Consider the following 15,948-nt stretch of genomic DNA (forward strand, 5'->3'; position numbering starts at 1 on the left):
ATATCTTTAGGTTTATCCAATTTTTCTTGATATTTCTAAAAAATAAAATTCCCCCTAGCCCATACTATTAAACAGGGTTTGGGGGATTTTCACATACAAACGTTTACAGAAATTGTGTCACCTTTTAGGTGTAGAATTGCCGTTTCCCGGTGCTACAGGCACTTGAGGGACGCTGTTGTTGGGAACTATAGGTGAAATACCAGGATTGATACCTTCCCCAGTTCCAGGGAATTGATTTGGGGCTGGGGGCAGAGAAGGGTTAAAATTGCCTTGAGAATCACTGCCCGGAATTGGTACCGTGTTAGGTATTGGCATCATCGGGGTAATTGGTGAGTTGGTGAGTGGTTGAGATGGCCCAGGAATAATTCCCAAAGACACACGATTACCTCCCACTTGCCGCAGCAAATCTAATGTTTGGATGACATCGTTATAAGTTGCTGTACGCGATGCATTCAGCACCAAGATGCCATTAGGATTTGCTTGGACATATTGTTTTAATCTTGCTTCTAATTCCTCCCGTCTGACAGGATCTTTTTCAATGTAAGTTTGACCAACAGCATCAATAGTCACAGGTAAGATATTGCTACTCTTCTGTGAACTGGCAGCAGAAGTTGTACCTGTGCTGGCTTTGGGTAAATCAACATTAATTGCTTGTTGACGAGTAAATTGCAAGGCTGCCAACAAAAAGAATGTCAGAATACAAAAAACGACATCAATTAAAGGGATAATTTGAATCTGGACTTCTTCAACGGGAGTATGCAGGTTAACTTTCATTTTCTAGCTCTGGTGACGAGTTAGGGTGAGAATTTGGGGGTGTTTCCTCCAGAGGAGTTTCAGGAGTTTCAGTAAACTTGTTTTTACCTCGCTTGCGGGGTGGATTAAAGCGTTCCCGTGCAGATTCCCGTACAATTTCTGATGTACTTTGATGAGGATCAGGGGGAAACTGACGATAGAGTAACTCTAAATCATTCCCAGCTTTATTAAAAACTTTGGCTTGGTTAACAACAAAACCCTGAAACAGGCGATAAAATACCAAAGTAGCGATCGCAACGATTAACCCAGTTGCCGTACTAATCAAGGATTCCCCAATCCCAGTAGTTACGCCAGCCGTCGATTCAGTACCCAAATCGCCAATGCGAATTGAGCGCAAAGACTGAATCAAACCTAAAACTGTACCCAACAATCCTAATAGCGGGGAGAGAGCAATCACAGATTCTAAAAGTTTTTCTCCCCTCCGCATATCTGCTATTTCTTCACCCGCCGTTGACTCTAGCGCCAATCGAAAGGTTTCCGCATCACCTTTTTGTAAACGTAGCGGTGCATAGAGAAAACGTCCAATCGGTTGATCTACTGCTTTTTGGGCAATTTCTGTAGCTATTTCCCAATTTTCCGCAGCAGCATCAAGAACGCGCTCAACTATTTCCTTTTCCTGTGTCAAAATCCGCAACCAGAACCACAGACGCTCGAAAATGACACTTACAGATAGGACAGACAGCACCAGCAGAGGCCACATTGCCGGGCCGCCCTTCTTAAACAAATCTAAAATATCCACTATGTAGGTTTCCTCCCTCCATTACTAGAGCAACAATGCTAGAGCATTTTAATTTTAAAGATTAATGCACCATTACCACACTCACCCACTTTATCGCTAGATAAGTAGTAAATAACTCCTTACTAGTACCATCTTCTATACACACTAGGGCGGTTATTCCCACCGGGAGTTTAGAAGAGAATTTGCCAAAATAAAAATAACTGGAGGTTAGAAATATGAACTTCTCAATTCAATCGCTTTACAGCTGGTATCGGAATACACTTCGTAACCCCAAATACCGTTGGTGGGTAATTCTGGGTACAATAGCGTATCTTCTCAGCCCCATAGATATTGCTCCCGATTTTATACCTGTTATTGGACAAATTGATGATGTTTTGCTTTTGACTTTACTAGTTTCTGAAGTTTCTGGATTAGTTATTGATGGCTGGAAAGCGAAAAAAGGTGATGTAGAAACTAGCGTTAATGAGTCTACATCTACAGATAATACTGTTGATGTTGATGCTGTTTCTGTGAAATAAGTTTTTTTAACGCTGAGTCACGCTGAGGTTAACGCGGAGGTACGCGGAGTTAGAGGTTGTTAGCTACTCGTTTGATGCCATCTTTGAGGTGGAGGACGTTAAAGTTGATGAGGAGTCCCAGTTTACATTTGGCTAGTTTGAGATAGGTGAGAAGTTGAACGGAATGAATCGGATTTAAGGATTCGACTGCTTTAACTTCGACAATAATTTTGTTTTCGACTAGCAAATCTAACCGATAAGCACAATCTAGTTTTACATTTTCGTAAATCAAGGGTACAGGAATTTGTCTACCAATATTGAGATTGGCTTTTTTGAGTTCATAGTCTAAACATTCCTCATAAGCTGACTCTAACAACCCAGGTCCCAACGCAGTATGTATCCTCATCGCACAACCAATAATCAACCCACTTAACTCATTCTCTTGCATTCTCTGCGTTCCTCCGCGCTTACCTCTGTGTTCCTCTGCGTTTAAGCATCTTCTCCAAACTCTATCAAGAACCTAAACGCCTTCAAAATATAATTAGCGCAATCTTGAGGAGAAGTATTGTAAAAATATGGCCATGCTAAACCTTTATCTTCATCATAATGATGACTGCGATGGGGATGATTTTCTAGCCATGCTAACCGCACTGCGTGACCGACTAACACATCTAAAACTATATATTCTTCAATTTGCAAGCTGGGGTTATTAGCGACTATGGCGGCTAATTCCATCAATGCTTCTACATTAACTTGGCGATATTCTGGGGCTTCAATTTTATTTAGCAAATGTTCAACTAGCAAAGCAAAATTTCTTTCTCCTGATGTCATTTCGGAAAGCATTATTTCACTATCTAAACGATTGCGTCGTTCTAATTTATCGCCAATTACTAGACCTTTACAATGTTGCATTAATAGCCAAACTTGTTTAAAAAAGTTTTTGGGAACTCGGTTCAGTGCGCCTTCTGCTTGGCGAAATCTCCGCCAATTTTCGGAATTAATGGCAATTTCTTCGCTAATTGCTGGTAAAATTACCCAAGCGATATCACTTTCTTTTTGTTTGACGTGAAGTGATTCTTGTTGACGTAATAAACCACTTACGCCACTATAACCAGTTAAGACTTTATACAAGCGTATTTTTACTTCAAATGGCGAAAGTTGCATTAAGTAATCGTAGGCTTCATCTTGAGTAACGTGCAGTTCTTGAGCTAGTTCGCTGGTAATTAATAGAATCAAATAACCAACTCTTAGGGTTAGCAGTCCTTGAAATAATTCTGGTTCTGATTTGATTAATATACCCAAATAAATCAAAATCTCTTGCGTCAAAACGCGATCGCGGATATCCTCACGACAGAAGTTATTTATTTTTTCCGCAATTTCATGGTGAGACATGGGTACAACCATCAGAGAAGCCTCACTGTAAGCCCTACCTACAGCAATTTGCTTACCTCGTACCACTATACTTGTGACTGCATCAGACAAGCCAATATCCACCATTCGGCGCAAACCCGCAGCGCGACGCACTACCGCCCAAATGCCTAAATCTCCGGCTTTGGTGTAAACTTCATCCAGTAAATCTGCTACTGTTACAGGCCGTCCAGGACCACCATATCCTGTATCAAATTCTAAGCTTTGTAACCGTTTTAAAGTTTGTAATAACTCAATTTGCTCATAAATATTTTCTGATGAACGCAAATGCAGCAACAATGAATTCAGGTTAGTTTCACATTCCATTTGGAATTCTTGGGTATGTCCTAACCGCCAATTTTTCGCCGGATTATAAGCTAGATAATAGCAACGTATCCCGGCATTTTTTAATGGTAATTGGGAAAATTCGGCATTGGGAAGAAAATCAATTGTTTGCATTCCTGCTGTCAGCATTAACTGATTTATTCGCCCTAATTTTACCTGGACACCGTTACAAACACCATCTTTTAGTTCTTGCATTAATTCTAATAATGCTTCGGAACCAATTTCTAACATGGTGTGAGTTAACATTAAAGTCAGAGTCGGACGACCTAAATCACTCCAATATTTTTGAATATAAGCTAATTCACTTCTCAGTTGATCTACCAAAAAATGGTAATCAAGAGTTAAATAAAACTGCTGAGAATCAAGAAAAGATGGCAAAAATACAACGGTTTCACCGCAAATCCTAAAAATTCTTGATGTTGTCAAACTCCGCAAACGTCGTATCGGACGACCAGTTAAACCGAGTTTATCATTCCGCCCAATTTGTGTATAAATGTGGGAAAGATCCCCAGATTTTCTCACTTGAATTGGTTCAACTTGGGTAGGAGTTTGGGTTTCAATTCCGTGAACTGCTAGTTTTGCTTGTAATTCTTCGTCTTCTGCTAACAAAGCAATTTGTATTAAGGCTTCGCGTTTTTTATTTATACACAAATGTCTACCTAAAGGATCAATTTCGCCAATTGCTATTAATCCTTCACTCAACATTTGACCCAGTAAGTATAAACTTTGCGCCCAAACTAAAGGGATATTTTCGTTAGGTAAACGCGGTTGAGTTTGTGGTGCTAATTTTTCGGCTTCGACGTTTTCAGCGGGGACATAATAAAGTTCAGGTAATAACCCTATTCCTTCACTTTCTACAAGTAATGATTCTAATAGTTGTTGATATTGTTTAACTTGTTCTTGTTCACCGCGAAATATACCATCCAGAACTAAATATGTGAAAAATAACGGCCATTCACATTCAATATCTTCAAATTGCTTTAATTCCCCAGGTTCATAATGTAAGCGTTGAGTGTCTTCTAAAACGGTTTGATGTCCATCTCGCAAAAAGCGTTTACAACCGTATTTACCTGCGAGTTTGGTGATAATTTTATTAAAAGTCCGTTCTCGCAATTGCACATCTTCCACTGCAAAAGCGGGATAACTAATAATACTTAAAAGCGCTGCATCAACTTCTTTAGAACCTGATTCTCTTGGTAATAAAGATTCTAAGGTAATTCTGGCTCTAGCAATTTCATCGGGTAGTACATGAATTACTGAAGTTTGACTTCCATGTATACCAAAAAGATTGAGTCCATTGATAGCTTCTAAAGCTGCTTTAGCCATTCCTACGGAACTAGCATTTAATTCAGCACTTCCATGATTAATTTTATTTCCTCTTTCCCAAATGCCAAAGTCGGGAGTGCGGTAAGCTCGGCCAATATAATAAACTAAATTTTGGACAAAGTTAACTTCATCAAGTGTATAAATAATTGATAATCCCCCAGCAGTCATTTGCGCCAACATCAGTAAAAATATTGATGTTGCATCAAGTTGCAAATGTCCCCATTCGTCATCACCAACTACAATGTCACCAGTGGCTGTATTGTATTTAGCGTGCAGTCCATCTAATAAAGATTGAGTATGTTTAAATGTTTCTACTTTTTGTGCTTGTCGCATCATGGCAAACAGCAAGCCACGCATTAACTTGACAACACTATGCTGAAGTTCATAGGTGCGTCCCTCGTCGTTGTCTAGTTTACGATATGCAAGAGCTAAACCCCAAACTGCTAAAATGCTGTAAACGTTATCTCTTACCCAAGCATCAGTATAATCACCATGAGCGGTAATTGCTGTACTCGCAGGAAGCAAACCAGTAATGGGATTTTGACGAGCTATGATAATTGTCTTGATTTGCTGGTAGTAAGTATCCAGACGAGTTGACAATGCTATGGGTGTTTTCATAAGTTGCTGGGGAACGGCGAGGTAAATAATGTAACTCGATACAGCAAGGCTGTTGATTGCTGAATTCCGATATCATTACTGATGTCTAAATGTGGAAATTATTAATGACCAACTTGCACTTATTAATTGATGCTCAAAACGATATCATATAAAGCATCACTTCAGACATCACAGTCTAGAACGCGCCATGAAAGCAGAAACAATTCGCACGACGTTAACAATCCCGAAAGAACTGCTAGAAGCTACAGATAAAGCAGTCCTAGAGGGAAAAGCCAAAAGTAGGAATGATTTTGTGGTGCAGGCTTTGAAGCGGGAATTAGCAGCCCAAAAGAGAGCCGAAATTGATGCTGCTTTGGCGGAAATGGCAAAAGACCCAGATTATCAGACCGAAGTATTAAAAATGGAGGCTGAATTTGCGCCGGCTCAGTGGGAGGCGTTGCAGCTAGGGGAATCTCCAAGATGAGAAGGGGTGAAGTGTATGATGCGCGTCTAGAAATGACTGAAGGTTCAGAACAGGGAGGAACTCGCCCCGTAATTATAGTCAGTCGTGACGTGATTAATCTATCTAGCCCTGTGGTTTTGGCAGTACCTTGTACCACCTATCAAGACGGGAAGCGAGTTTACCCTACTCAAGTTTTAATTTTAGCACCAGATGGCGGACTGAGGAAAGACTCAATCGCAATGGCAGATCAGGTGCGGGTGTTGTCTAAAACCCGCTTTTTGCGTTTAAGAGGGGTACTTTCTGAAGTGGTAATGGCGCATTTGGCACAGGCTTTGTTGATTGCTTTAGATTTACCCGGTTGAGTAGGAAGATTAATCAATTCAAGATTCGGCGCTGTTTAAATTTGGTAAAGTGCGTTAATTTCTGTTAACGCACCATTTGTATCATGTTTATAAATTGCTAACTGCTTCCGCAATTTTTCCGGAAACAAACGGTAAGATTTCCCGACTCTTCGCTTGTTCTTTCCCTTCCGTAAATACTACTAATAGATAAGGACGCTGATCTGGTAATTCAATATAAGCCGCATCATGGCGCACAGAACTTGTCCAACCGGCTTTTGACCAGATTTGACTATTTTGGGGTAATCCACTGCCTAGAAAGCCTGTAACTTGGTCTTCTTCCACGTCTTGGGGTAACTCATCAGGGTTAAGACTGCGTTTGAGTAAAGACATCATGGATTGCGATCGCACACTCGACACCGCTACCCCACCCACGATACTATGCAATAACCTAGCAGTAGCATTGGTAGTCAGCATATTCCGATTTTCAAACATCTCTCCATAAAACGCCCTTTCTCTTCCATAGGGGCCATCACCCCAAGTTTTTTGACAGACGTTAATCGTCGCCATTTCCTCCCACCCCAAAGACTGATAATAGCGATTAATAATATGGCGCTGATATTTCCAAGTTTCAAAAGGGCCAGGGGGTAACTCTGCTCCCGATGTAGTACCGCTGAGAATATCGACAATTAAACTGGTAGCATCATTACTAGAGTCCACAATCATATCCCGCAAAGCTCGCTCCAATTCCTTGGAAGTATTGCTCATTCCCTTTCCTAGCCATTCATGAACCGCTACTAAATAAAACAACTTGACTACACTAGCGGGATAGGTACGTTCAACACCACGATAACTAAATCCTCGCACCGGATGATTCCAAAAAGCATCAGGAGTCAACGCACCACCTGTATTTACTAGCACTGGTGGATCATAAACAACCCAAGTTAAAGCAATTTGGTTACGAGCTAAACTTGTAAATTTAGACCAAGTTGCCTCTAAAATTTCATTACCGAGATGTTCTAGTTGTTCGTTTTTATTAAAAAAAACCATTTGTGAATAATTTCCTTATGCTATCAGGAGTCTAGTTTCTCGCTTCATCCTATCATTACCTGTATAATTACTGAGATAGTAACTATAATTAGGCTGATTTTAGGTAATTTATCATGACACTTGATTTAATGAGGTTTTATCAAGCTTGCAACCCGAATAAAACTCTTGATAAAAGCAAAGCTGAAGATGAACAATACTATATTGATTTTTCAGAGGTGCGGGGTGCAGAAATAATTAGAGAATTAAAACGAACTATTACCCTACTTTCTCCAGAAACACCGACTTGTCAATTATTTACAGGACATATTGGTTGCGGTAAGTCTACTGAATTGCTGCGGTTGAAAGCAGAATTACAAGAACAAGGATTTCATGTAGTTTATTTTGAGTCTAGCCAAAGTTTAGATTTAGCTGATATTGATATTACAGATATTTTACTAGCCATAGCCCGTGAAGTTAGCCAAAGTTTAGAATCTGCACAAATTAAACTCAAACCAGGATATTTTCAAAACCTATTTACAGAAATAGCTGAATTTTTACAAACACCCCTAGATATTGGTGTGGAAGCTGAATTATCTGTAGGTATTGGCAAAATTACCGCTAAAACTAAAGATAGTCCTAAACTGCGTAGTCAACTACGACAATATTTAGAACCGCGCACCAATGGAATTTTAGAATCAATTAACAAAGAATTACTCATACCTGCAAAAGAAAGACTGAAAAAACAAGGTAAATCAGGTTTAGTTGTGATCATTGATAACCTTGATAGGGTAGATAATGCACTGAAACCAAATGGTCAATATCAGCCAGAATATCTATTTGTAGAACGTGGTGAACAGTTAAACAAATTAAACTGTCATGTTGTTTATACAATTCCCCTAGTTCTCATATTTTCTAACGCTTTAGGTAGATTAACAAATCGCTTTGGAGTAGATCCAAAAGTATTACCAATGGTGGCTATTAAACAAAGAAATGGTGCAGATTATCAAGCAGGAATTAAACTACTACAAGAAATGGTAATGAAAAGAGCTTTTCCTGGTGTAAATTGGTCAGAAAGTCAAAATTTAATTACAAAAGTTTTTGAGAGTCCTGAAACATTAGAACGACTTTGTAAAGTTAGCGGTGGTCATTTGCGGAACTTGTTAATGTTATTATTTCGCTGTTTGCAAATGGAAGATACACCAATTTCTCGAAAATGTGTAGAAAGCGTTATCAAAAAACGTTGTAATGAGTTGAATTTAGCAATTACACCAGATGAATGGGAATTACTAAAAGAAGTATGGGAAACAAAAACTTATAGAGGTAATGAACAATATGATATCCTACTTCGCAGTATGTTTGTTTTTGAATATCGAGATGATGACGGATCTTGGTTTGATATTAATCCAATTTTGATAGAATCAAAGGAATTAACATCATAAATAATCACATTGCATAGTAAAACATTAATTCCAGTTCCCCTCCACGAAACAGCGGGGAGGGGTTAAGGGTTCTTGCATTTCACTCAATTGAGAACTGCTATAATTAACTTGCGTAGTTTGGGTTCAAAAAACCTAACATTAAACCTTAATGGTTGGGTTTCGCTTCCCTCAACCCAACCTACAATTACACTAAAATCAACATCATGAATAATCAAGAAAGTCCTCCTGAGAATAACGATAACTCTTTACGAACTATTTTAAGAGCAATTAGGCTATCTCAAGGTCAATTATCACTGATTTTTCTGCGCTGTAATTATGCTAAATTACGTCAGCAAATAGCAGCACAACTCAAAAAAGAAACTTCTATACCCATTAAAGAAATTACTTTATCAGAATCAGTTAAAAGTCTGTACAATCAAATATCTCAAGAATTGGGAAATGAACAACCACAAGCTTTAATGATTTCTGGTTTAGACTCTGTTAAAAACATAGACGTAGTTTTGAGTTTGTCTAATCAAATTCGAGAGGAATTTAGAAAAAACTTTCCTTTTCCGATCTTGATCTGGATAGATGATCAAATTCTCAGAAAAATTATCAGAGTCGCACCAGATTTAGAAAATTGGGGTAGTATTCTGGACTTTGAAAATGATTCAGAGGATTTAATTAATCTACTTCAACACACAACAGAAGGAATTTTTACTAATGATGTTATTCCTACTCCTCAAATTTACAAAGAAATAGAATCAGCACGTCAGGATTTACAAGATAGAGGAGAAGATATAAACCCAGAAATACAAGCAGGTTTAGACTTGGTTTTTGGTTTACGGGAATATCAACAAGATCATCTAGATGATGCCTTAATTTATTATCAACGTAGTCGAGAATTTTGGCAAGCGAATAATAATTTAGAACGTCACGGTATAACATTGGTGAAAATCTCCTTAGCTTATACTCGAAAAGCTGAAATCAATAATACTGAAAATCAAGAAAATTGGCAAAATGCGAGAGATTATTTACAGCAAGCTTTAGATATTTTTGAAAAAGCAGAAAGATTAGATTTAGTAATTGAATATAACAACCGTTTAGGTGAAATATTACGACATTTAAAAGCATGGAATGATTTAGAAAGTTTCGCTCAAAAATCTCTAAAATTATATGAAAACCTCTCTCCAAACCTCTCTCCTACAAGGAGAGAGGCTTTAATTCCCCATTCCCTAGCAGGGAAGGGGGTTAGGGGGTTAGGTCAAAATTATGGTTTTCTCGCAGAAGTAGCATTAAAAAATGAAGAATGGACAAAAGCAAACCAGTACGCGCAGCAAGCATTAGATATTTTAACTAATATTCCTAATATTCCATCTCAAGAATATGGTTTATATCGCTTACTTTTTGCACGTTCTCAAATATTTTTAGGAGAAATTTCCGCAGCAATTAAAAATTTAGAAACTGCAAAAAATGAAAGCCTCCCACAATATAATCCTAAACTATATATTGATATATTAGAAGAATTAAATTTACTGTATTTTCAAGAACAACAATATTTGAAAGCTTTTGAAATTAAACAAGCAAGATTACAAATTAAACAACAATATGGATTTATAGCTTTTGTTGGTGCATCTTATTTAAACCCCCAACGCAAAGTTATTAAATCTGAAAATTCAGATATTGAAGATACAGGAACAATTGCTCAAGAAATTTCTGCTTCTGGTAGAGAACAAGATGTAAAACGGTTGCGGGGAAGAATTGCAGGAAATGAACATAAATTAACTGTCATTCATGGACAGTCTGGAGTTGGGAAAAGTTCAATTTTACAAGGTGGTTTAATTCCTGCACTTCAACAAGAACCTATTGGAGAACGTGATGCTTTACCGATACTTTTACGAATTTATACAAATTGGATAGAAATTTTAGGACAGTATTTACAATCAAATGTACAAACATTATCCAAATTAAATGTAGAGACGTTCCATGGAACGTCTCTACACTCTACGGATACAATTATTCAACAATTGCGAAAAAACGCCGATAAAAATTTATTAACAGTTTTGATATTTGACCAATTTGAAGAATTTTTCTTTGTCTATACTGAGCAAAAACAAAGAAGACAATTTTATGACTTTTTACGAGTCTGCTTAGATATTCCTTTCGTAAAAATTGTCCTTTCTTTACGAGAAGATTATTTACATTATTTATTAGAATTAGATCGTTTAGTGGATTTAACAGTTACTAACAATAACATTCTTGATAAAAATATTCGTTATCATTTGGGTAATTTCTTGCCCGAAGATACTAAAGCAGTGATTAAAAGTCTCACTGAAAAAACACGTTTTTATTTACAAGCAGAATTAATAGATGAATTAGTAAAAGACTTAGCAGGAGATATTGGGGAAGTTAGACCGATTGAATTACAAATTGTGGGGACACAATTACAATCAGAACAAATTAAAACTTTAGATCAATATCGAGAATTTGGTAAAGAAAAATTAGTTGAAAAGTTTTTAGAAGATGTTATTAAAGATTGTGGTGCAGAAAATAAAAAAGTTGCTCGACTGGTTTTATATTTACTCACAGATGAAAATGGCACAAGACCTTTAAAAACTCGTATTGAGTTAGCAGAACAATTTGTAGAAGACAGTGAAAACCTAGATTTAGTCTTACAGATTTTCGTTGCGTCGGGTTTGGTGTTATTGTTACCAGAATCACCTGCGGATAGATATCAATTAGTACATGATTATTTAGTTGAGTTTATTCGTCAACAACAGGGAAATGAGTTATTAGCAGAACTAAACAAGACAAAGGTAGAATTAAAACAGCAGCAACAAGCAACAAAAATATTAGCAGATGCGAAAATTCAAGCTGATGAACAAATCAAAAAAGGAGAAAAAAGATTAAAATTAAGTTCTGGTTTAGCTGTGGGTTTAGTAATAATTGCGGGTATGGCTTCTGTTTATGGGATGAATCAGTTGAAAAAGTTGAAAAAAGCTAACACTGACTTAGAAACAGTACAGTACCAAATTAGAACGGCTAAGGTTGATCTGAAAACCACCCAAGAGTTATTAGAAAAAGCAGAAATTTATAAGTCCTACATTTCGGTAAAACCTAAAGAAACAATCAAAGCTGCGAAAGAGATAATCCCTGAACTTGAGAAATATAAAAAGAATCAGTTCCCAATTGGTCTAAATGGAGATAGCCTCAAGCCAGATGCATTCCTCAAATTCTTCAACAGGAGAAATCTGCCATTTGCGTTTTATGTAAAACGTGTTTCACTGGGTGACTATTCTGCCTACGATCAGAATATCGCCACGCTAAATAAGTACATCAAAGATATCATCAACCAGGAGATTGACCAATGCGAATATACGATCACTAAACTTGAGGATTACAAAAAGAATAACTGGCCAATTAGTCCAAACGAAGATAACCTCAAAGACCCATTCCTCACCTTCTTTAACAGGAGAAATCTGCAATTTGCATTTTATGTAAAACGTGTTTCACTGGGTGACTATTCTGCCTACGATCAGAACATCGCGACGCTAAATAACTACATCAAAGAACTGAAAGCAGAGTTTCAACCATAAATTTCAATTCAGATAATGTTAGGATTTAGGAATTAATCACGATAATATGCTGTATTATCTTGTTCATCGTTTAATATTGTTAATGCTTAAATCCAGTACATCCTGATATGGCTACGCCACGCTTCGCTATCAGACAATAATTGATTATATAATCCTGTTCATCCTTAAATCCTGGATATCCTGATTCTGATAATATTAATTATGTCAATAAACGTACTAATTCCCCATTCCCCAACAACAGAATATCACTGTAACACTGACTTAAGTCTCTATGATTCTCCTGAATGTGTCCGTTTAGCAACTCAAGCCGCAACAGGACGACATTTGAAAATCACATCCAATCATCAAGATACAGCTATAGAAGTTCTTTTATGTGAAGATGATTATCCAGGATGGTTATCTGTTCAAGATTTGCAATTTCTCCAACCAGCAGAAGCAGTATATCAACCCCAATTCATCTCAGCCGCAGAAATTCAACAACGCATACCGGAAATTATCGCTTTTACTCAAGCTGCAAAACAACAAGATAATTATTACCTTTGGGGTGGAACTGTAGCACCAAATTATGACTGTTCTGGTTTAATGCAAGCAGCATTTAAATCTGTGGGTGTGTGGCTACCAAGAGATGCTTATCAACAAGAAGCTTTTACCCAACCAATTGATATTAATGAATTACAACTAGGGGATTTAATATTTTTTGGCACTCCTCAAAAAGCAACTCATGTAGGTTTATATTTAGGTGATAGTTGCTATATTCACAGTTCAGGAAAAGAACAAGGACGTAACGGAATTGGAATTGATCAACTTTCGGAACAAGGAGATCAAATTAGTCAGTCATATTATAAACAATTACGCGGTGCTGGGAGAGTTGTGAACAGCTATGTTGGTAATTCGTAATTTGTAATTCCTCGTTCCCATACTCTGTATGGGAATGAATTCTACAAGGCTCTGCCTTTAGTGACTCTAGAGGCAGAGCCTCTGTGATATGATTCCCAGTCAGAGACTGGGAACCAGCTAACTGTTTTAATATCCCTATGACCAATTACCAATTACCAATTACCAATTACCAATTACCAGATGTATCCGTAGTTGTACCCATAAAAGATGAGGTAGAAAGTTTACCTTTATTACTAGAAGCCATTTCTTCCACTCTCACAGCTAGTAATTTAAATTATGAAATCATCTGTGTAGATGATGGTTCTAGCGATGGTACGGCGGAATTTCTCAAGGAACAAGCCCAAATCCGCACTGATTTAAAGGCGGTAATTTTGCGACGTAACTACGGACAAACTGCGGCAATGGCGGCTGGGTTTAATTATGCCACAGGGAAAGCGATCATCACTTTAGATGCAGATTTGCAAAATGACCCGGCTGATATCCCTATGTTATTAGCAAAGCTGGATGAGGGATATGATTTGGTCAGTGGTTGGCGGCAAAATCGCCAAGATGGGGCGGTAAATCGGTTGCTTCCTTCTAAAATTGCCAATTGGTTAATTCGCCGCACTACTAGCGTGTATATTCATGATTATGGTTGTTCTCTGAAAGCCTATCGTAGCGAATTAGTTGCAGATATGAATCTTTACGGGGAATTACACCGATTTTTACCGGCTTTGGCATATATCGAAGGGGCGAGAATTACGGAATTGCCTGTGCGTCATCATGCGCGACGCTTTGGAAAAAGTAAATATGGGATTTCACGGACTTTCCGAGTATTGATGGATTTGTTAACTATTCTGTTTATGAAGAAGTTTCTCACCCGGCCAATGCACGTTTTTGGACTGTTTGGTTTAATTTCAATGGTTTCTGGGTTGGGAATCGGCATTTACCTGACTTTCCTGAAATTGGTTTGGGCTGAAATGATTGGGAATCGCCCTTTGCTGATTTTGGCGGTTTTATTACTAGTAACAGGCGTGCAGTTATTTTGCTTCGGTCTATTGGCAGAGTTATTGATGCGGACTTATCATGAATCTCAAGGAAGGCCGATATATCGGGTGCGAGAGGTGGTGGCAAAAAATGTTAAGTAACGTAACAATAGAAAGACAAATTACTTAGCATTAAAATTGCATCTGCCGTGAAAGCTTTTGATACTTTTGACCGTGATCTGCGGCGAAACCTGCTGATATTATTTGCGGCGGGTTTATTATTTTGGTCAAGTTTAGCTTCATTGTTGCCGACTTTACCCTTGTATATCGAATCTATTGGCGCGACAAAGCAACAAATTGGGACTGTGATGGGTAGCTTTGCCATTGGGATGTTGCTATTTCGTCCCCTAGTTGGTGCATTAGCAGATAGTCGGGGGAGAAAGATTGTGTTGCTGATTGGAATGTCAGTGGCAGCGATCGCTCCCCTTGGTTATTTGGTAGTAAAATCACTTCTACCTTTAATGGTAATTCGTGCCTTTCATGGCATCAGTATTGCCGCCTTTGGTACAGCTTACATCGCCTTAGTAGGAGACTTAGCACCAGAACACCGTCGTGGTGAAGTCATCGGTTATATGAGTTTGGTTAATCCCGTCGGTGTAGCACTTGGTCCGGCTATAGGTGGATATTTAATGGCAGTAGCTGGTTATACTCCATTATTTATTTTCTCTGCTGTTTCCGGTAGTTTGGGTTTACTATGTATCTTGCCCATTGTCAATCCACCTATTCTTGAACAACCTACAAAGACTGCTGATGATGGATTTTGGCAATTGCTGATTAGTCCCCGTGTGCGTGTACCCGCTATTGTTCTGTTACTAATTGGTTTGTCTTTAGGTACTGTACATACATTTATCGCTTTGTACATCAAATCAACAGGGGTAGATTTAAATGCTGGGTTGTTTTTTACTGCCGCTGCTATATCTAGTTTTAGTATTAGATTGTTTGCCGGTCGAGCTTCTGATAAATATGGACGTGGTTTATTTGTAACTTTTAGCTTGATTGCCTATACTTTAGCAATGGTATTTATTTGGCAAGCAAACAGCGCCTTAATTTTCCTAATAGCAGCAGTTATTGAAGGTGCAGCTTCTGGTACTGCTATTCCCATGATTTCTGTGATGATGACAGATCGAGCCTTACCCCATGAACGGGGGCGAATATTTGGCGTATCTTTAATGGGCTTCGATATTGGACTGGCTATAGCTGGCCCAGTGGTGGGTTTTATTGCTGAACAAATCGGCTATCGCAGTATGTTTGGTTTTGCGACTGGTTTAACTGTCTTGGCCATTCTGATTTTCGTCACCCAGTCTAGCCGCGATTTATCCCATTCCCTGCGCTTTGCCTTCGGTCGTGGTAAAGATGTTTATGCTTTGAAAAGATAAAATATAGCAGGAGTCAGGAGTCAGGAGTCAGGAGTAAAACCCTCTTGTAGTGGAAGTTTCATTATCAATTGATGTCTTAGCC

13 protein-coding genes are annotated in these 15,948 nt (G+C 38.2%); 8 read left to right on the plus strand and 5 right to left on the minus strand.

The features are described from left to right. Nucleotides 1-117: 117 nt before the first annotated feature. Nucleotides 118-774, minus strand: a complete 657-nt coding sequence (locus A9Y75_RS20445; protein WP_071191372.1) for a biopolymer transporter ExbD — start codon at nucleotides 772-774, stop codon at nucleotides 118-120. Further along, on the minus strand, nucleotides 764-1,552 hold the full coding sequence (locus A9Y75_RS20450) for a MotA/TolQ/ExbB proton channel family protein (protein WP_071191373.1): 789 nt from the start codon (nucleotides 1,550-1,552) through the stop codon (nucleotides 764-766). Before A9Y75_RS20450 ends, A9Y75_RS20445 begins: the two co-directional genes overlap by 11 nt. A 215-nt stretch (nucleotides 1,553-1,767) precedes the next feature. Between A9Y75_RS20450 and A9Y75_RS20455 the strand changes: the two genes are divergently transcribed. Next, the gene (locus A9Y75_RS20455) at nucleotides 1,768-2,070 is read left to right on the plus strand and encodes a YkvA family protein (RefSeq protein WP_071191374.1); all 303 of its coding nucleotides are present in this window, start codon (nucleotides 1,768-1,770) and stop codon (nucleotides 2,068-2,070) included. 49 nt (nucleotides 2,071-2,119) lie between these two features. Here A9Y75_RS20455 and A9Y75_RS20460 read toward each other — a convergent pair whose 3' ends face one another. Both A9Y75_RS20460 and A9Y75_RS20465 read right to left on the minus strand, forming a co-directional pair. After that, nucleotides 2,120-2,497 carry a GxxExxY protein gene (locus A9Y75_RS20460; RefSeq protein ID WP_071191375.1) on the minus strand — a complete coding sequence of 126 codons (378 nt, stop codon included), beginning with the start codon at nucleotides 2,495-2,497 and terminating at the stop codon, nucleotides 2,120-2,122. A 41-nt stretch (nucleotides 2,498-2,538) separates the two neighbouring features. Then, nucleotides 2,539-5,745 carry a glycoside hydrolase family 15 protein gene (locus tag A9Y75_RS20465; protein WP_071191376.1) on the minus strand — a complete coding sequence of 1,069 codons (3,207 nt, stop codon included), beginning with the start codon at nucleotides 5,743-5,745 and terminating at the stop codon, nucleotides 2,539-2,541. A 187-nt stretch (nucleotides 5,746-5,932) separates the two neighbouring features. Here A9Y75_RS20465 and A9Y75_RS20470 point away from each other — a divergent pair, with 187 nt between their 5' ends. After that, the gene (locus A9Y75_RS20470) at nucleotides 5,933-6,208 is read left to right on the plus strand and encodes a ribbon-helix-helix domain-containing protein (protein WP_071191377.1); all 276 of its coding nucleotides are present in this window, start codon (nucleotides 5,933-5,935) and stop codon (nucleotides 6,206-6,208) included. Further along, nucleotides 6,205-6,549: a type II toxin-antitoxin system PemK/MazF family toxin gene (locus tag A9Y75_RS20475; protein ID WP_071191378.1), complete on the plus strand. Its 345-nt coding sequence runs from the start codon at nucleotides 6,205-6,207 to the stop codon at nucleotides 6,547-6,549. The genes A9Y75_RS20470 and A9Y75_RS20475 overlap by 4 nt, the downstream gene beginning before the upstream one ends. Nucleotides 6,550-6,636: 87 nt before the next feature. On the opposite strand, the gene A9Y75_RS20480 is transcribed toward A9Y75_RS20475, so the two are convergent. Continuing rightward, a complete protein-coding gene (locus A9Y75_RS20480) occupies nucleotides 6,637-7,575 on the minus strand; it encodes a serine hydrolase (protein WP_071191379.1) in 939 nt (312 codons plus the stop codon). 113 nt (nucleotides 7,576-7,688) lie between these two features. On the opposite strand from A9Y75_RS20480, the gene A9Y75_RS20485 reads away from it, so the two are divergent. The 5 genes from A9Y75_RS20485 to A9Y75_RS20505 all read left to right on the plus strand — a co-directional run bounded on the left by A9Y75_RS20485 (nucleotide 7,689) and on the right by A9Y75_RS20505 (nucleotide 15,866). Continuing rightward, complete coding sequence (locus tag A9Y75_RS20485; protein ID WP_071191380.1) at nucleotides 7,689-8,993, plus strand: P-loop NTPase fold protein; 1,305 nt, start codon at nucleotides 7,689-7,691, stop codon at nucleotides 8,991-8,993. Nucleotides 8,994-9,196: 203 nt separating this feature from the next. Continuing rightward, entirely contained in the window at nucleotides 9,197-12,568 is a 3,372-nt protein-coding gene (locus A9Y75_RS20490) for an ATP-binding protein (RefSeq protein ID WP_177176255.1), read from the plus strand. 201 nt (nucleotides 12,569-12,769) lie between these two features. Then, the gene (locus tag A9Y75_RS20495) at nucleotides 12,770-13,465 is read left to right on the plus strand and encodes a C40 family peptidase (RefSeq protein ID WP_071191381.1); all 696 of its coding nucleotides are present in this window, start codon (nucleotides 12,770-12,772) and stop codon (nucleotides 13,463-13,465) included. A gap of 137 nt (nucleotides 13,466-13,602) precedes the next feature. Then, on the plus strand, nucleotides 13,603-14,592 hold the full coding sequence (locus tag A9Y75_RS20500) for a glycosyltransferase family 2 protein (RefSeq protein ID WP_071191382.1): 990 nt from the start codon (nucleotides 13,603-13,605) through the stop codon (nucleotides 14,590-14,592). Between the two features lie 47 nt (nucleotides 14,593-14,639). After that, nucleotides 14,640-15,866: an MFS transporter gene (locus tag A9Y75_RS20505; RefSeq protein WP_071191383.1), complete on the plus strand. Its 1,227-nt coding sequence runs from the start codon at nucleotides 14,640-14,642 to the stop codon at nucleotides 15,864-15,866. The last annotated feature ends 82 nt before the right edge of the window (nucleotides 15,867-15,948 follow it).

Origin of the sequence: Trichormus sp. NMC-1, from assembly GCF_001858025.1 — a bacterium.
Classification (GTDB): domain Bacteria; phylum Cyanobacteriota; class Cyanobacteriia; order Cyanobacteriales; family Nostocaceae; genus Anabaena.